The following is a 16740-nucleotide window of genomic DNA, read 5'->3' as shown; positions in this document are numbered from 1 at the left end:
AAGACTGTTGGGGCGCCCTCGGCCGCAGGTTCAACGTAGAGAGACTACGCCTCACCTGCGGCCTTCGGGCGCCGCCTCGCATCTGGACCCTTCTCGCCGGCCTGCGCCCCCGGCCGGCGCGCAGCAGGCTTTCGGGGCCTCAGGTCTTCGTCCCGGCGAACTCGTCTTTGGCTTTCTTGAGCTCCGCGGGGTTGGCCAGGAGGTCGAGCGCGGTCAGCGCGAGCGCTTTCGCGCCTGCGACCATGCCGGTGCGCGCCAGCGGCGACTTCGCCCACTCGGCGAACTCGCGTGAGTGCCCCGGAATGCCGTCGGGCGAGATGCGGATGTACGGGTGGATGGTCGGGATGGCCTGGCTGACGTTGCCGCAGTCCGTCGAGCCGTAGCCCGCCTCGCCGTCGTCGGGATCGACGGGGAAGTCGATCCGCTCGAGGTTCTTGCCGAACAGCTCCGCCATCGTGAAGTTCGCCTTCAGCGGGTCGTGGATGGTCGCGTCCGCCGTGACCTTGGTCGTGCAGCCCGTCGCGGTTGCCGCGCCCTGGGCGCACCCCTCGAAGCGCCGCAGCAGCTCCTTGCAGTAGTCCTTGCTGGGGGCTCGCAGGTAGAACTCCGCCGACGTGTGCTCGGGGATGATATTGGCCTGGTCGCCGCCCTTGGTGATGATGCCGTGCACGCGCGCGTCCGGTTTGATCTGCTGGCGCATCAGGTCGAGTGAGACGAAGAGCTGGATCATGGCGTTGAGCGCGTTGACTCCGCGCCAGGGCCAGGACGAGGCGTGCGAGGCCTTGCCGAAGAACTCGCACTTGACCTTGATGATGCCGAGGCTCGGCCGCCACACCTGCGTGCCGCAGCGTCCGTGGATCATCATGGCGGCGTCCACGTCCTTGAAGACTCCCGCCTCCATGAGCCTGACCTTGCCCGCGCCGCCCTCCTCGGCCGGCGTCCCGATCACCTGGATGCGTCCCGCGAACGGCACCTTGCCCAGGGCTAGAGCGATGGCGGCGCCCGCGCCGGTGCCCGCGGTGGCGATCACGTTGTGCCCGCAGGCATGCCCAATATTGGGCAGGGCGTCGTACTCCGCCATGATGGCCACTGTCGGCCCCGGCCCGCTACCCTCGATGCTCGCGCGGAAGGCCGTCGGCAGCCCGCCGACACCGCGCTCGACGCGGGCGCCCTGCTTCTCGAGGAAGTCGCTGAGCCACCCTGCCGCCTTTTCCTCCTTGAAGCAGAGCTCCGGGTTGCCGTGGATCTGGTGGGAGATCTTTTCGAGGTCGTCGGCCAGGCGGTCCACCGCCTCCGCGACCTTGGTCTTCGCCTGGTCGAGCGCCTCAGCTGCCATGGGTGAATTCCTTCTTGGCGGCCGTGATCCGCGCGGGCTCGGCGAGAAGATCGAAGGTTGTCATGGCCATGGTTTTGGCGGCGGCGACCATGCCCTGTCTTGCCAGCGGCTTGACGGCCGCGTCGGCGAAGTCGCGCGTGTGGATGGCCATGCCCTCGGGTGCGATGCCGATCATCGGCTGGATGGTCGGCAGCACCTGGCTGACGTTGCCGACGTCGGAGGAGCCCTTCCGGTCGGGGATCGGCTCGCCCTCCTTGAGGCCGACGGATGTCATGTTGGCCTTGAAGAGGTCGAGGAGGACGCGGCTCGACTTCATCGGCTCGTAGACGCTGTCGTGCTGGGTCACCTGGAGCTCGCAGCCGGAAGCCTTGGCCGCCCCCTCGGCGCAGGCGATGACTCGCCGATAGAGGTCCCACATCGTGTCGATGCTTGGAGCGCGGACGTAGAAAACCGCCGACGCGTACTCGGGGATGATGTTGGCCGCCGCGCCACCGCTCGTGATGATGCCGTGGATCCGGCAGTCGGGGCGCACCTGCTGGCGCAGCATGGAGACGGCGTTGTACGTCTGAACGCAGGCGTCCAGCGCGTTGACGCCCTCCCACGGGTCGGCCGAGGCGTGCGAGGCCTTGCCGGTGAACTCCAAGGTTGCGCGCGCGATGCCGAGCAGGTCCTGGTGCAACAGCGTGCGGTCGAAGCCGTGGATCATCATGGCGGCGTCCACGTCCTTGAACACGCCCGCCTTGATGAGCTTGATCTTGCCGCCGCCGCCCTCCTCCGCCGGAGTCCCGATCACCTGGACGCGCCCCTTGGGCAGCTGGCCCTTGACGGCCGCGAGCGCCGCGCCGGCGCCCGCGCCGGAGGTCGCGATGATGTTGTGGCCGCAGGCGTGCCCGATGCCGGGGAGCGCGTTGTACTCGCAGAGGATCGCGACGGTCGGCCCCTCGCCGGTCTCGATCGTGGCGCGGAAGGCCGTCTCCACGCCGCCCACGCCCTGCTCGACCTTGAAGCCCTGCTTGCCGAGGAACTCCGAGAGCCAGGCGCAGGCCTTGACTTCCTGGTACGCGAGCTCCGGGTTGTCGTGGATCTTCTTCGACAGCGTCTCCAGCTCGTCAGCGAGGCGATCCACCGCCTGAGAGATGGCGTCTTTGACTGTGCTCATCCGGGCCTCCGGGGGTGAGAGGGTTCGCGCTGCGGCAACGGGCTGTCACTCTACCGCCCGGGCGCTGTCTTGTCGAGGGGGACCGGCTAGCAGGCTGCTGTTAGAGGCGGCGGGATTCGAAGCGGAGGGGCTCGCGGGCCGGCTCGGGCTCGCCGATCGGCAGGTCGATGGTGAAGACCGCGCCGCCCTCCGGGATGTTCTCGGCCCAGATGCGGCCGTCGTGCTCGGTGACGATGCTGTGCGCCACGGACAGGCCGAGGCCGCGCCCGTCGCCCGGCTGCTTGGTGGTGAAGAACGGGTTGAAGATGCGGGGCAGGTGCTCCGGCGGGATGCCGGGCCCGTCGGAAGCTCGAGAACCCCCCTGTCATCTATTCTGAATGGGCGAAATGCCTGGTTGGAGGGCGCGCGGCTCACTCAGCAGCGTAAGAGGGAGGAATAGAAAATGGGTCCATATCGGGAATTCCGGCTGAAGTCGGGGAGAGCCGCTGCGCCCACCCGCCTACCCTCGGCGGCTTTGGGCCTGACGCATGTCGGTTGCCGATTTGTGGGCACGAGTGGCCGTTTTCGGGAACGAGGCTGGGCGCAGAGCGCCGCAAGCACCTGATTCTTCTACTCCTCGAGAATGGCCCGCCGCTTGCGTCTCCCTGTTCAGAGGAGGCTGGCGACTGCCTGTCCATCATATGTCCACTGCTGAAACCCGCCGCGCCCTGATTCTCGTGGTTGATGACGAGCCCCTGGTCGCTGGGCTCATGGCCGATGTGCTGGCGATGGAGGGGCACGAGGTCGATATGGCCGGGAATGGCCGTGAGGCGCTGGAGAAGATCGCCGTCCGCTCGTACGACCTCATCGTGAGTGATCTCCGGATGCCGGAGCTCGACGGCGTGGGTCTCTATCGCGAGCTCGAGAGAGGACAACCGACATTACTGGGCCGGCTCGTATTCGTGAGCGGGACAACGGAGCCGCTGGAGTACGCGAGCTTTCTTGAGGCGACCCATGCTCCGGTGCTCAGCAAGCCTTTCCGCCTCGAAGACCTCCAGCGACTCGTCCAGCGAGCTCTCCGCGAGCGATGATGACTCTTTTCCGCAGGACCGTTTCGCGCCGACCACTGCCGGAGCGGCCCGCGTAGGGGACCGGCAGTGGTGACTATCGCTTCGGGGCAGTCTGCCGGGGGCCTGAGGGTCGGCCTGGTCGGCGGGGGACGGGGAGGGGCCGCCCTGCTGGATCTCCTCCTGGATTGGCCGGAGGGCCGAGTGGTCGTCGTGGTAGATCCTCGACAGGATGCCCCGGCGCTCGAGCGTGCCCGGGTGCTCGGCATCCCGACGGCCGCTCACCACCTGAACGTCTTCGCCCATGCCGTAGACGTCGTGCTCGAGGTGACGGGGCAACGCGCCATCCTCGAGGAGCTTCTCCAGGCGAGGCCACCAGCAGTCGAGGTGATTGGGGCCGGGAGCCTCCGGTTCTTCTGGACGCTCCTCCAGGGCCAAGTCAAGGCGGCCCGTCAACTCAGGCTACAACTCGACATGGCGACAGTTTTTGAGTCTGTCGCCGACCCGAAAGAGCAGGTGGCGATTGCCACTCGAAAGCTCGCCGAGGCTTGTGGTGTCGACCGGTGCGCGTTCCTTCTCCTGGATGAGACGACGGGAGTGATCCTGCCCGTCACGTCGCAGTTCGCGACGGGCCAGTCGAACGAGCGGATGTGGACCGCCTTCAAGGATCTCGGCTCGCTGAGGCTCGAAGACCTCCCGTTCTTCGACGAGATCATGGAACGGCGAGGCCCGATCGAGATCGATGATCCCACCACCAGTCCCCTGCTGCCGGCGGGCTGGGCGACCCTGTTCGAGATCGGATCCCTCCTGGTCCTGCCGATCTTCCGCAAGGACCAAGTCGTCGGGGCCTGCCTCCTCGACTATTGGCGCGCCGCCCGTCCCTTCACCCCGGAGCAGACGCGGCTGGCGACCACGCTGGCCGGTCAGGTCTCCCTCGCGATCGAGAACACCCGTCTCTACACGCGCCTCGAGGAGCGGGCCGAGAAGCTGACTGCGCTGAGCGCCCTGAGCGATCTCATCCTCTCGGCCCGGGACGTGCGGCACGTGTTCCAGGAGATCACGAAGGCCGCGACCGTCCTTCTGGGCGCCCGGGTCGCGCAGGTGTGTGTCGACGATCCGACCGAAGGGGTCCTCCGGCCGCAGGCCACCTCTGGTCTGGCTCCGGGAGAGGAGCCGTTGGTCGAATTCGAAGCTATCCCCTACGGGAAGGGTGTGGCGGGCTGCGTCTTCGAGTCGGGCCGAGCCGAATACGTGAGAGACGCCCAGGAGGACCCGCGCTTTCTCAACCGACGCCTTAGCGTGACGCTGGGGCTCCACGGCTGCGCGGTCATCCCGCTGATGACCAGCGGTCAGGGGGCGGGGGTGCTGTCCCTTCTCTACACAAGCCCTCGCGTCTTCTCACCCGAAGAGAAAGAGCTCATGGCGCTGCTGGCCGGCCAAGCGGCGGTCGCCCTCACCAATGCGCGTCTCTTCGAGGAGAGCGAGCGTCGCCGGCGGGTCGCAGAGAGCCTGGCGGAGACCGGTCGGCGCATCGCCCGATCGCTCGACCCCGAACAGTGCGGTCAATGGATTGCCGACAGCCTGCGGAGCTTGGTCGGCGTCCAGTACTCCGCCCTCTTCCGGGTGGAGCCAGAGTCGGGCGACCTGGTGGCGGTGGCCGTGTCAGGTGACGACGGACCCACGTTCGGGCCGAACATGGTGTTCCCCCAGGGGACCGGCCTGGCGGCCCTGGCCCTACGGGACCGGCAGCCCGTGGCGACGGCCGATATCTTGACCGATCCGCGCATTGTCTTGCCGCCGGAGGTACGGGCTCGAATCGAGCGGGGGCCCTACCGAGCCGTCCTTGCCGTACCCCTGCTCGTGCAGGACGGGGTGCGTGGCGCCCTCTCGGTGAGGGACCGCGCCGGGCGGGCCTTCACTGCCGAAGAGATCCAACTTGTCCAGACGTTTGCGGACCAGGCCGCGGTCGCGCTGGAGAACGCCCGACTCTATGCGGAGGCGACGCGGCGGCAGCGTCACGCGGAGGACCTCGCCCGGCTGGCGCAGGTCGTCACGGCTTCACTGGAGCTCCCGGAGGTGCTGGAACGTGTGGCGGGAGCGGCGACGGATCTCCTGCCCGGTGCCGCATCGCGGATCTGGGTCCTGGAGGGGGATCGCCTCGTCCTTCGGTCCGAGGCGGGGACCCAGGGGGCGCCTGGCTCGGGGCGGAAGACGGAGTTTGCGGTTGGTGAAGGGCTGACCGGGTACGTCGCGCGCACCCGAGAGACGCTCGTCGTGGAAGACGTACTGACAGATTCTCGGACGGTCAACGCCGAGTGGATGCGAGAGGAGGGCTACGTGTCTCTCCTCTGCATCCCCCTCCCGGTGCGGGACCGACTGGTCGGGGTGCTCTCGCTCCTGACCCGTCACCATCATCGCTTCAGCACGGCCGAGCTCCAGAGTCTCACGTCATTTGGGAACCAGGCGGCCATCGCCATCGAACATGCCAAGCTCCTCCAGGAGCTGCGGGCTCGCCAGAGTCGGCTTGAGACTCTGCTTGCGCTGAGCTGCGAGCTGTCCAGGATGCAGCCCCTGGACTCGCTGCTCGGACGCATTGCCGAGGCGTGCGGCGCCTTACTCGGCACGGATTCGGCCGGGTTCCGGCTCCTGGAGGGCGATGATCTCGTGGTCGTGGGGACGTGGGGTCAGTGGAACAAGGCCCTACTGAGCCCGCGCTTGAAGGTCGGCGAGAGCCTGAGCGGGATCGTGGCCGTCACGGGTGAGCCCCTCATGGTGTCGGATCAGGTGAACGATCCCCGGCTGCTCCCGGCGCACCGGGAGGCGTGGCGCCGCCTCGGCTTCCGGGCGTATCTCGGGGTGCCCGTCAAGGTTGGAGCGCGCGTGGTCGGGGTCCTGAGCATCCAGACCCGGCAGGTCGGAGGGTTTTCCCCGGAGGACCTGACCGCGGCGACGGCGTTCGCCTCCCAGGCAGCCGTCGCGCTGGAGAATAGCCGGCTACTACAGGAGACCCGCCGGGCCTACGAAGAGCTCGCCCAGACGCAGGGGCAGCTGACGCAGGCCCAAAAAATGGAAGCCGTGGGGCAGCTCGCTGGCGGCATCGCTCACGACTTCAACAATCTGCTCACGGTGATCATGGGTCGCACCGAGCTGCTGCTGGGTTCCCTGAAGCCCGGAGATCCCCTCCGCCAGGGGAGCGAGCTGATCCAGAAGACCGCGGGCCGGGCCGCCGACCTGACGCGCCAGCTCCTGGCGTTCAGTCGTAAGCAGGTCCTCCAGCCGACCTCGCTCGACCTCAATGGGGTTATTGCCAACCTGGAGCAGATGCTTGGGCGGCTGATCGGCGAAGACATCAGCCTGGTCACGACGCTGGACCCGGCGCTGGGACACGTGCGAGCCGACCCGAGCCAAATCGAGCAGGTCATAATGAACTTGGTCGTGAACGCCCGGGACGCCATGCCCCAGGGCGGCCGGCTCAGCATTGAGACCACCCGTGTCGACCTGGACGCCGCGTATGTGCGGCGACACCCCGGGGCCAGCCCGGGCCCACACATGATGCTGGCCGTGGGCGACACCGGGGTCGGGATGCCCTCGGAGGTTCAGGCTCACATCTTCGAGCCCTTCTTCACGACCAAAGGACCGGGCAAAGGGACAGGGCTCGGGCTGGCCACCGTCTACGGGATCGTCAAGCAGAGCGAGGGCTACATCGAGGTCGACACGGAGCCGGGGCGGGGGACGACGTTCAGAATCTATCTGCCGCGGGTTGATGAGGCTTCCGCGCCGGCGAGGCCGAAGGCAGCGCTCGCCCAGGTACCCCACGGGACGGAAACGATCCTCCTTGTGGAAGATGAGGAGGGAGTCCGAGAGCTGGCGCGGGACATCCTTCGGGCCGACGGTTACACGGTGTTGGACACGCAGCACGGCGGGGAGGCGCTGCTCACCTGCGAGCGGCATGCCGGCCCGATCCAGCTCATGGTGACGGATGCCGTCATGCCGCAGATGAGCGGCCGGGAGCTCGCCGAACGGTTGGCGCCGCTGCGACCGGAGATGAAGGTGCTGTACATGTCAGGCTACACAGACGACGCGGTGGTCCGTCACGGCGTCCTGGATTTGGGGACCGCCTTTCTCCAGAAGCCCTTTACGCCGGACACGCTCGCCCGGAAGGTGCGGGACGTCCTGGACGCGCCTGACCCGCGACCGACCCGCGGGAACGTGCACGGGTAGGTCATGGAAACCATCCTCGTGGTGGATGACGACCAGCAGGTGCTCGCCCTGGCGAGGGATATCCTTGCGGGAGAAGGCTACCATGTCCTCGAGGCGCCGGGCGGAGAAGACGCGCTGCGAATCGCCGAGGGATACGCTGGACCCATTCATCTGCTGCTGACCGATGTCGTGATGCCCGGGATGAACGGGCGGGAGCTCACGGACCGGCTGCGCTCGATCCGGCGCGAGACGAAGGTGCTCTTCATGTCCGGCTTTACAAGCGAGCTCCTCGCTGACTACGGGGTGATCTCCGGAGATCCGCTGATCACGAAACCTTTCACCCTGGCGGGTCTGGCTCACAAAGTGCGCGAGATACTCGGCTACCGATCGCCCTTTGCGCGGCCGGGAGGTGAGGGGGGCCGGCCCTAGCCGCGACCTCGCCGGGCCGGCGAACCGGAGAAACGACTGCAGCTAGAGGCGGCGGGATTCGAATCGAAGAGGCTCGCGGGCCGGCTCGGGCTCGCCGATCGGCAGGTCGATGGTGAAGACCGCGCCGCCCTCCGGGATGTTCTCGGCCCAGATGCGGCCGCCGTGCTCGGTGACGATGCTGTGCGCCACGGACAGGCCGAGGCCGCGCCCGTCCCCCGGCTGCTTGGTGGTGAAGAACGGGTTGAAGATGCGGGGCAGGTGCTCCGGTGGGATGCCGGGTCCATCGTCCTTTACCTCGATGCGCACGCCCGTCGCCGTCGGCTTGACGCTGATCGAGAGGACCCCGCCGGTGTGCGCCTCGCGCACGGCATGCTGGGCGTTCTGGAGCACGTGCAGCAGGACCTCCTGGAGGTGGTTGTGGTCGGCCCAGATGTCGGGCACCGGCTCGAGGTGCACGCGCACTGTGATGCCCTCGGCCTCGAGCCGCGCCTCCTCGAAGGTCACCACTTCCCGGACCTGCTCCCCCACCTGGCAGCGCGAGCGCCGCGGCGGGCGGTGCTCGGCGAAGAGGATCAAGTCGCGCACGATGGAGGCGGCGCGCTTGGCGGCGGCGTCGATGACTCCCATCGCCTCCTCGATCTGCGGGTCCAGGTCGCCCTGGGCCAGCAGGTGCAGCTGGGCCATGATGATGGTCAGCGGGTTGTTGATCTCGTGCGCCACGCCGGCCGCCAGGCCGTTGACGGCGGCCAGCCGCTCCGCCTTGACCACCTCGACCTGGGCGCGGCGCAGGTCGTCGAGCTGGCGGTTGATCTCGCCATAGAGCCGCGCGTTGTCGATCGCGAGACCGATCTGGTCGGCGACGCACTCGAGCAGCGCGACTTCTTCGTCGGTGAAGCGGTCCTCCGTCTGGCGGCCAAGCGAGAGGGTGCCCAGGATGCGGTGGCGGGCCCGGATCGGCACGCAGACGAAGCCGCGGATACCGTCGGAGCTGACCGCCGCGCGGGCGGCCGGCAGCAGATCCTCTTCCAGGCTCGCGTCGTCCACCCGCCGAGCGGTCCCCGACAGCGCCACCCGGCCGATCAAACCTTCGCCCAAAGGCAGCTCGAGGTTGACGCGGCGCAGCTCATCGCTGAGCCCACGGTCTCCACGGAGCAGCATGTTGTTCCCGTCGGCGGAGATCAGATGAAGGCTCGCGATCTCGTGTCCCGTCACATGGGTGAGGGCCGCCAGTGAGCGCTGCACGACCTCGTTGAGGTCGAGGGACCGGCTCACGGCTTCGGAGACCGCGCGGAGGACCTGGAGATGCCGGATCAGGGACGTGGGCTCGTGGTTGCGCATGAGGACCCAAGGGTAGCAAGTCCGGTGCCACTAGGCTAGGGGGAGCTTCGGGCTGTGCCCAGCGGACGTTGGCGGGCCGGCGCAGGCGCTCCACCAATGTGTCAGCGCAAGAAATCGAACAGTGTCAGCCTTCTGACCACGCTCGATTTCTGGCGCGGGCTATGCGTCGGCCCACGGAAGGGTGGGAATACAAGACCAGCTCCTTCAAAAAATGTGGGTCGCGCTCCGCAAGATTGAGGTCGGCCAGCCGCTCCATGGCCCCGATGAATGCCGCGGGGTTTTGAGACAGCCTGAGAGCGAAGTCGTCGGCCCGCGTCTCGACCCGCCGGGACCACCCGTTGATGACAGGGAGCGCGATCAGGCTGACGGCCATCGTCACGAGGCCGAGGAGCGGGAGCCCCGCGATGTCGGCCGGCCCCGAGAGCCCGAGCGCTCCCGCCCCCGCGGCGAGCGCGCGATCGGCGACCCAGAACGCGGCCAGCGTGACCGCGCCCTGAACGGCGAGCCCGCGCCAGGCATCGCCCGCGACGTGGTGCCCGAGCTCGTGGGCAAGCACCGCCTCGACCTCCTCCGGCTCGAAGCGGCTCACGAGCGTGTCGAAGAGAAGGATGCGCCGGGTCCTGCCGAGGCCTGTCACGGCGGCATTGGCGGTGCGGCTCCAGCGGGACTGGTCGGCGATCCACACGCCGACGGCGGGCACGCGGGCGCGCTCCGCCAGCCGAAGGAGCCGCGACCGGAGATCGCCGTCGGCGAGCGGTGTCAGCCGGTAGAAGAGGGGCAGGAGCCAGATGGGTGTCACGAAGGCCAGCAGCGCGTGGCCGGCGAAGAAGGCGGCCGCCGCCCAGAGCCACCACCACGGCGTCGAGCGGAGCAGCCCGTACACGACGAGGGACCCCGCCGTGGCAAGCACGACTCCGATGAGACCGCCCTTGGCCCTGTCCCACAGCCATGAGACGAGCTGTTGGTGGCTCAGCCCATAGCGTCGCGGCAGCCAGAATCCGCCGAGCCACGAGACCGGGAGCGTCAGGAGCTGCTGACCCGCGCCCAGGATCAGTACGGCCGACGGCACGACCTGCCACCAGTTGAGCGTCCGTGCGGCGAGCAGATCCCGGAGATGCGCGGCCGCTCCCGTGACGAGGAGCGCCAGGAGATACCCCGCGGTGAAGACCAGGCCGAGCGCGCCCAGCCTGAACTGCCAGCGATGGTAGGAGCGGGCCTCGCCCTCGTCCGGCCTGGATTCGGTCATGGCTTCGAGTATCGCCCTGGGAGACGGAAGAGCCAAGCGATCGGCCCAAGGGTTCCGGCGGCGCGCAAGTGTGCTACACTTCACGCCAATTCACTCATACAGGAGCCCACATGTTCCAGTCTCCGGAGGACGTCCAGCAGCACTTCAAGAACGCCCGCTACATCGCCAACCGCCGAATCTGCACCGTGGTCTTTCTGGCGGAGCGCATGGGACGGCCGGTGCTCATCGAAGGCCCGGCGGGCGTCGGCAAGACCGAGCTGGCCAAGACGCTGGCCGAGATCACCAACCGGCGGCTGATCCGTCTGCAGTGCTACGAAGGTCTCGACGAGGGCAAGGCGCTGTACGAGTGGAAGTACGCCAAGCAGCTCCTCTACACCCAGCTGCTGCGCGAGCGCATCGGCGAGCTGATCGCCGACGCGCCGTCCCTGGCGGATGCGGTCGCCAAGATCTCGGGCCAGGACGATGCCTTCTTCTCTCACCGCTTCCTCGCGCCGCGGCCGCTGCTGCAGGCCATCGAGTCCCCCGACCCCGTCGTCCTGCTGGTCGACGAGATCGACAAGGCCGAGCCGGAATTCGAGGCGTTCTTGCTTGAAGTCCTTTCGGACTTCCAGGTGTCGGTGCCGGAGCTCGGCACCATCAAGGCGACGAACATCCCGCTGGTGGTGCTGACATCGAACAACGCGCGCGAGCTTTCCGACGGGCTCAAGCGTCGGTGCCTGCACCTCTTCATCGACTTCCCGCCGCCGGACGAGGAGCTGGCCATCATCCGCCTGAAGGTGCCGGAGATCTCCGAGCGGCTGGCCCAGACCGTCGTGACAACCGTGCAGCGCATCCGCGGGCTCGACCTGCGCAAGGCGCCCTCCGTGTCGGAGAGCCTCGACTGGGCGCGCTCGCTCATCATCCTGAATGCCGACAGCCTGGACCGCGACCTGGTCGAATCCACGCTGACGATGCTGGTCAAGCACGAAAAGGACCTCGAGCGGGTCAAGGGCGCGCTCGACAAGGTGCTGGCCGACCTCGACTAGGCGCCATGAGTCTCACCGAGTTCCGCGAGCTGTGGTTTCCGTGCCCACGCATCCGGCTGCCGGAGCTCGGGCCGGGCGGGCCCGTCTTTATCGAGGGCGGGCGCTGCATCTCGGCGGCGCTCGGCGAGTACACCAAGCTCTGGATCCACGCGGCCGGGCGCTGGCACTTCTACTACACGCACCCGGCCCCTCGCGAGTTCTTCCGCGCCGCCATGCCCGAGGCCGTGCCGCACCTGCTGCAGCCCGGCGAGATGACCGTGGAGACCTCCCGCCAGGACCCGGCCTACAAAGTCGTGCTGGGGCTCCGCTGCTCGGAGGGGCCGGTGCGCGTCCTGCACCTCGTCGGCGACGCGCCCGACGTCACGCGCGTTGCTGAGCGCGAGGAAGAGGCGCCGGGCGAGGGGTTGGGGTGGAAGCTCAAGATGACGCACTTCATCGCCCCCGGGTCCTTCCACGGCCTGCTGCGCCTCGAGGACGGGCGCCTCTGCCCCATCACCCGCGACGGCGGCGAAGACGTCTTCAAATCCTCCTGGGTGACCTTCTCCCGATGAGAATCACGGCAGACGCCTGGTGGGGGGGCTGGGGACTGATTTGTGAGGCGCAGCCGAAGGCGAGCCGAGCCAACCCTCAAACGGAGCGGCAGGTGGCGCTCCCCCCCAGAACTTAAATGGATCAAAGAATACTCGAGTTCATCGGCGACCTGAGGCGCGCGGAGCTTCGCATCTCGCCCAGCGAGGCAATGGACGCGCTGTCGGCCTCCTCGGAAATCGGTCTCGAGCACCGCGACACCTTCAAGGCCGCCCTGGCATCCACGCTCATCAAGGAGTCGCGGGACCTGCCGACCTTCGACCGCCTGTTCGATCTCTACTTCCTCGACCTGGAGGCGCTCGGCGCGGGCCTCAAGAAGGCGCTCGGACCGGAGGATCCGCGCATCCAGCAGATGCTCGACCAGCTCATGGCGCAGGAGAACATGGAGATGGACGAGCTGACCGAGCTGATGCTCCGCGGCGAGGGCACGGACATGGAGATGGCCATCCGCGGCCAGGGGCACGGCGCCGGGCTCGAGCGGCTGATGTACTTCCTGCAGATCGGCTACTTCTCGCGGCGCATCTACGACAAGTTCGATTGGGAGGCCATCGAGCGCGATCTTTCGCGCATCATGCAGCTGCTCGAGGCCCAGGGCATGGACCCGGGCATGCTCGCGCGGATCCGCAACTACCTCGACCTGCGCCTCGAGGCCTTCCGGCGCATGATCCGCCAGCACGTCGAGCGCGAGCTCGAGCGCCGAGCCTACCGGCAGGGCGAGAAGCTCACGCGCGAAGTGCTGACCGACAAGCCGCTCTTCGCGCTCTCGCCGGACGAGGTGGCGCAGATGAAGGCGGTGGTCGCGCGCCTCGCACGCAAGATCAAGGACGCCCTCGCCCTGCGCCAGCGCCAGGAGGAGAAGGGGCGGCTCGACTCGCGCCGGACCATCAGGAAGAGCCTGCAGTATGGTGGAGTCCCGATGGAGGTGTGCTTCCGGCGGCGCCACCGGGAGAAGCCAAAGCTCGTCACGCTCTGCGACGTGTCCGACTCGGTGCGCAACGCCTCGCGCTTCATGCTCCAACTGGTCTGGAGCCTGCAGGAGTGCTTTTCGCGCATGCGCTCGTACGTCTTCGTCTCGGAGATCGCCGAGGTGACCCAGGCATTCAAGACCTACCCGGTGGACCACGCGATCGAGTGGGCGCTCAAGTCCTCGCCGGTGGACTACCACTGCCGATCGGACTTCGGCTACGCCTTCAGCCGCTTCGTGCGCACGGAGATAGACTCGCTCGATCGGAAGACGACGGTGCTTGTCCTGGGCGACGCGCGCAACAACTACAACGACCCCCAGGCGTGGGCGATCCGTCAGATCCGGGAGCGGGTCAAGGGCATCATCTGGCTGAATCCGGAAGGGCAGTGGGGCTGGGGCATTGGCGACAGCGTGATGCCGCTGTATTCGCCCGCGTGCGACATCGTCAAGGAATGCCGCACCGTCGGCCAGCTGGTGCAGGTGGTGGACCAACTCGTCCACTCCTGGTGGCGCCGCGGGCGGTAGCGCCGTGCCGGTGCGTCTCGTCATCGCCCTCGTCGCCGCCGCGCTCCTGGCGGAGCCGGCGGGTGCCCAGGAGTGCATCACCGTCGAGAATTTCTCCAGGGGAAAGGTCGGCGAGTTCCCGCCCGACTGGAAGCCGCGCAAGGACGCCGGGCGCGAAGTCTACTCGATCCAGGAGATGGACGGCCTGCGCTTCCTCCACGCCATCGCCAAGGGCCTTGGTATCCAGGCCGCCAATCAGTACGAGTGGGACCCCAAGACATACCCGATGCTCGCCTGGTCCTGGCGTCCGGTTGAGTTCCCGGCGGGGCCGGACGAACGGCAGTCCAAGACCAACGACAGCGCCGTCTCCGTCTACGCCGTCTTCCCCCACACGCCCTGGTCGGTGAAGTCGCTCAAGTACATTTGGAGCGCGGTCGTGCCGGTGGGCACGCGTCTCTCCTCGAGCGGCGGCCTGACCCAGGCGCTGGTGATCCGGAACGGCACCGACCGGAAGGGCTCGTGGATGGAGGAGCGGGTCAACATCTTCGAGGACTACAAGAAGTTCTTCGACGAGACCGAGACGCCGAAGGCCTCCGGGATCGCCGTCCTCACCGACTCCGACGACACGAAGTCGACCGCGCAGGGCGACTACGCAAACTTCCGCCTCTGCAAGCCCTGAGCGGGGCGCCTGTGCCTCAGCCTGAGCAGGATCCCTTCGAGACTCTCTTCGAGCGCGGCGTCACCGACGGCCTTCCCGTCGTTCCTCCCACGCGCGAGCGCGTCGCCGCGATGGTCGCGGGCTCGGGGCGTGAGGCCGGCGAGCTGGTCGCGCTGGTGCCGCCGAATTTCGGCCGCGCCACCGTCGAGAAGATCGCGGTCAACGCGGTCATGGCCGGCTGCCGCCCCGAGTACCTGCCCGTCGTGATCGCCGGGGTCGAGGCCATGTGCGACGACGCCTTCGATCTCCACGGCGTCTCCGCCACGACCAACTTTCACTCGCCGCTCTTCATCGTCAACGGCCCCGCGCGAAAGGCGCTCGACATCAACTGCGCCGCGGGGGTTTTCGGGCCCGGCTGGCGCGCCAACGCGACCATCGGGCGGGCGCTCAGGCTCATCGTCGCCAACGTGGGTGGAGCGTCGGCCCGGACCATCAGCATGTCCACCATGGCGCACCCGGGGCGCTACACCTACTGCATCGGCGAGCACGAGGAAGAGAACCCCTGGGACTCGCTGGCCGTCGAGCACGGCTTCGCCCAGGACGAGAGCACGGTCGCGGCCTTCGCGGCCGAGGCGCCCCACGGCGTCTATGACCACCGGAGCCTGACGGCCAAGGACCTCCTCATCACCATCTCGCGCTCGCTGGAAGTCATCTCGCACCACAAGTCCACGCACCACGGTGACACGCTGGTCGTGCTCTCGCCCGAACACGCGCGCACCATCGCCGGCGACGGCTGGAGCAAGGCCGACATGCGCGACTTCCTCTGGCACCGGCTGCGCAAGCCCGTCAGCGAGCTGATCCCAGGGCTGGAGGGCGGCGATGGGTTGCCGGCTCACGTGATGGCCAAGTTCTCGCACCCGGAGACCGACGCGACGCTGATCCCGAAGTTCCGCGAGCCGGCCAACCTCAAGTTCGTGGTGGCGGGCGGCACCGCGGGCCGCTTCTCGGCCGTCATCCCGGGCTGGACCTTCCCGAAGATGTCGCGCCTGGTCATTAAGAAGGTACAATCGCCCCGGGAGGACCTATGACGACCGAAGAGTTCCTGGATCCGACCGACTCCGTCGCGGTGCCGCGCAAGACGGCCGCGCGCCTGGCCACGCTCGACGGCAAGGTGATCACGCTCCTCGACATTTCCAAGGCCAAGGGCGACCACCTGCTCGACCGCGTGGAAGAGCTGCTCCGCGAGCGCGCCAAGCCGAAGGCCATCCTGAGGAAGAAGAAGCCGACCTTCGCGCGGCCCGCGCCGGAAGACCTGCGGGCGGAGATCCTGAAGACGAGCGACGCCGTCATCGAGGCCCTCGCCGACTGAGGGTCCTGCACAACGTGCAGTGTGCACGACGGCGTGTGGTTCGAAGATCAGGGATTGCCGGCGGCGACGGTGATCTCGACCGAGTTCGCCAAGGCCGCGCGCGCCCAGGCATCCGCCTTGGGCGCCGACGCCTACAAGACGATCATGGTGCCGCACCCGATCCAGACGCTCACCCGCGACGAGGTCAGGGTGCTGGCCGACAAGGTGTTTGACGAGATCGTCGCCCGCCTCACTACGAGCTAAGTTTCCGCAGGCGGCTCAAAAAGGTCCAGATGCGAGGCGGCGCCCGAAGGGCCGCACGCGAGGCGTAGTCCTTCTACGTTGAGCGTGCGGCCGAGGGCGCCAACGAAGCAGATGGGCCTTTTTCAGACGCCTGGCAGGCTCCAGACGCGGCCGACGGAGGGCTCGTCGGTCAGGGTGAACTGGGGCAGGGCGAAGTCGGCCGCGAGGTCCTGGAAGACCACGCGCACGCGCTTGCCGATGGCGACCTTGGCCTCGGCCTCGGGCTTCCCGTCCGGTGTCACGAGGTTGGCGATGATCCTGAGCGCCTCGTCCGCCGTGGGCTTGCCGCGCTGCTCGTCGAGCTCCACCAGCACCACCGCGTAGGGCGTCCACTCCTTGAAGCCCGGCTGGATGGCGTGATGCACCACCTCGTAGGAGTAGATGTGGCCCTTGCCGCTGACCTCCTTCCACTCCCACTCGAGGGCGGCGCACCAGGGGCAGGCGTGGCTCGGCGGGTAGCGCATGAGTCCGCAGGCCTTGCAGCCGCGCAGCATCAGCTTGTGGCCGCGAGCCAGCTTGAAGTGCTCGCGCCACTCCGAGTCGTTCTCCGGAATCACCAGGTTCATGCCGCGGTATTCGACGTTGGCCATTTCTAT

15 protein-coding genes are annotated in these 16740 nt (G+C 67.9%); 9 read left to right on the top strand and 6 right to left on the bottom strand.

From position 1 onward, the window contains the following. Positions 1-139: 139 nt before the first annotated feature. From Q7W02_09190 to Q7W02_09180, 3 genes are all read right to left on the bottom strand, one after another. Positions 140-1336 (bottom strand): M20 family metallopeptidase, encoded by a 1197-nt coding sequence (locus tag Q7W02_09190; GenBank protein MDO8476353.1) that lies wholly within the window; start codon positions 1334-1336, stop codon positions 140-142. Beyond that, the gene (locus Q7W02_09185; protein MDO8476352.1) at positions 1326-2495 is read right to left on the bottom strand and encodes a M20 family metallopeptidase; all 1170 of its coding nucleotides are present in this window, start codon (positions 2493-2495) and stop codon (positions 1326-1328) included. The genes Q7W02_09190 and Q7W02_09185 overlap by 11 nt, the downstream gene beginning before the upstream one ends. 100 nt (positions 2496-2595) lie before the next feature. Further along, entirely contained in the window at positions 2596-2826 is a 231-nt protein-coding gene (locus Q7W02_09180; protein MDO8476351.1) for an ATP-binding protein, read from the bottom strand. 349 nt (positions 2827-3175) lie between these two features. Between Q7W02_09180 and Q7W02_09175 the strand changes: the two genes are divergently transcribed. From Q7W02_09175 to Q7W02_09165, 3 genes are all read left to right on the top strand, one after another. Beyond that, positions 3176-3565 (top strand): response regulator, encoded by a 390-nt coding sequence (locus Q7W02_09175; GenBank protein MDO8476350.1) that lies wholly within the window; start codon positions 3176-3178, stop codon positions 3563-3565. A 180-nt stretch (positions 3566-3745) separates the two neighbouring features. Next, on the top strand, positions 3746-7762 hold the full coding sequence (locus tag Q7W02_09170; GenBank protein MDO8476349.1) for a GAF domain-containing protein: 4017 nt from the start codon (positions 3746-3748) through the stop codon (positions 7760-7762). Between the two features lie 3 nt (positions 7763-7765). After that, positions 7766-8170, top strand: coding sequence for a response regulator (locus tag Q7W02_09165; protein MDO8476348.1), 405 nt, complete (start codon positions 7766-7768; stop codon positions 8168-8170). 42 nt (positions 8171-8212) lie between these two features. Here Q7W02_09165 and Q7W02_09160 read toward each other — a convergent pair whose 3' ends face one another. After that, positions 8213-9508 (bottom strand): ATP-binding protein, encoded by a 1296-nt coding sequence (locus tag Q7W02_09160; protein MDO8476347.1) that lies wholly within the window; start codon positions 9506-9508, stop codon positions 8213-8215. A 124-nt stretch (positions 9509-9632) separates the two neighbouring features. Beyond that, positions 9633-10754 (bottom strand): M48 family metallopeptidase, encoded by a 1122-nt coding sequence (locus Q7W02_09155; protein MDO8476346.1) that lies wholly within the window; start codon positions 10752-10754, stop codon positions 9633-9635. A 110-nt stretch (positions 10755-10864) separates the two neighbouring features. Between Q7W02_09155 and Q7W02_09150 the strand changes: the two genes are divergently transcribed. The 6 genes from Q7W02_09150 (at position 10865) to Q7W02_09125 (ending at position 16105) form a co-directional block, all read left to right on the top strand. Then, positions 10865-11779, top strand: a complete 915-nt coding sequence (locus tag Q7W02_09150; protein ID MDO8476345.1) for a MoxR family ATPase — start codon at positions 10865-10867, stop codon at positions 11777-11779. Positions 11780-11784: 5 nt separating this feature from the next. Then, positions 11785-12330: a hypothetical protein gene (locus tag Q7W02_09145; protein ID MDO8476344.1), complete on the top strand. Its 546-nt coding sequence runs from the start codon at positions 11785-11787 to the stop codon at positions 12328-12330. Positions 12331-12446: 116 nt separating this feature from the next. Beyond that, positions 12447-13856 (top strand): VWA domain-containing protein, encoded by a 1410-nt coding sequence (locus Q7W02_09140; protein ID MDO8476343.1) that lies wholly within the window; start codon positions 12447-12449, stop codon positions 13854-13856. Between the two features lie 4 nt (positions 13857-13860). Then, positions 13861-14514 (top strand): DUF3047 domain-containing protein, encoded by a 654-nt coding sequence (locus Q7W02_09135; protein ID MDO8476342.1) that lies wholly within the window; start codon positions 13861-13863, stop codon positions 14512-14514. Between the two features lie 11 nt (positions 14515-14525). Continuing rightward, positions 14526-15581: a hypothetical protein gene (locus Q7W02_09130; protein MDO8476341.1), complete on the top strand. Its 1056-nt coding sequence runs from the start codon at positions 14526-14528 to the stop codon at positions 15579-15581. Further along, on the top strand, positions 15578-16105 hold the full coding sequence (locus Q7W02_09125; GenBank protein ID MDO8476340.1) for a UGSC family (seleno)protein: 528 nt from the start codon (positions 15578-15580) through the stop codon (positions 16103-16105). The genes Q7W02_09130 and Q7W02_09125 overlap by 4 nt, the downstream gene beginning before the upstream one ends. A 122-nt stretch (positions 16106-16227) precedes the next feature. On the opposite strand, the gene Q7W02_09120 is transcribed toward Q7W02_09125, so the two are convergent. Further along, a complete protein-coding gene (locus tag Q7W02_09120; GenBank protein ID MDO8476339.1) occupies positions 16228-16734 on the bottom strand; it encodes an OB-fold domain-containing protein in 507 nt (168 codons plus the stop codon). Positions 16735-16740 lie beyond the last annotated feature (6 nt).

It is taken from the genome of Candidatus Rokuibacteriota bacterium (assembly GCA_030647435.1).
Lineage (GTDB): Bacteria > Methylomirabilota > Methylomirabilia > Rokubacteriales > CSP1-6 > AR37.
The sequence above is the reverse complement of the archived record's forward strand: the minus strand, read 5'-3'. Positions and strand labels throughout refer to the sequence as shown.

Bases quoted from the DNA above. Each gene is read 5' to 3' on its own strand.
- Q7W02_09145 (MDO8476344.1), top strand. From the start codon at position 11,785: ATGAGTCTCACCGAGTTCCGCGAGCTGTGGTTTCCGTGCCCACGCATC.
- Q7W02_09160 (MDO8476347.1), bottom strand. From the start codon at position 9,508: ATGCGCAACCACGAGCCCACGTCCCTGATCCGGCATCTCCAGGTCCTC.
- Q7W02_09175 (MDO8476350.1), top strand. From the start codon at position 3,176: ATGTCCACTGCTGAAACCCGCCGCGCCCTGATTCTCGTGGTTGATGAC.
- Q7W02_09150 (MDO8476345.1), top strand. From the start codon at position 10,865: ATGTTCCAGTCTCCGGAGGACGTCCAGCAGCACTTCAAGAACGCCCGC.
- Q7W02_09140 (MDO8476343.1), top strand. From the start codon at position 12,447: ATGGATCAAAGAATACTCGAGTTCATCGGCGACCTGAGGCGCGCGGAG.
- Q7W02_09190 (MDO8476353.1), bottom strand. From the start codon at position 1,336: ATGGCAGCTGAGGCGCTCGACCAGGCGAAGACCAAGGTCGCGGAGGCG.
- Q7W02_09165 (MDO8476348.1), top strand. From the start codon at position 7,766: ATGGAAACCATCCTCGTGGTGGATGACGACCAGCAGGTGCTCGCCCTG.
- Q7W02_09155 (MDO8476346.1), bottom strand. From the start codon at position 10,754: ATGACCGAATCCAGGCCGGACGAGGGCGAGGCCCGCTCCTACCATCGC.
- Q7W02_09120 (MDO8476339.1), bottom strand. From the start codon at position 16,734: ATGGCCAACGTCGAATACCGCGGCATGAACCTGGTGATTCCGGAGAAC.
- Q7W02_09185 (MDO8476352.1), bottom strand. From the start codon at position 2,495: ATGAGCACAGTCAAAGACGCCATCTCTCAGGCGGTGGATCGCCTCGCT.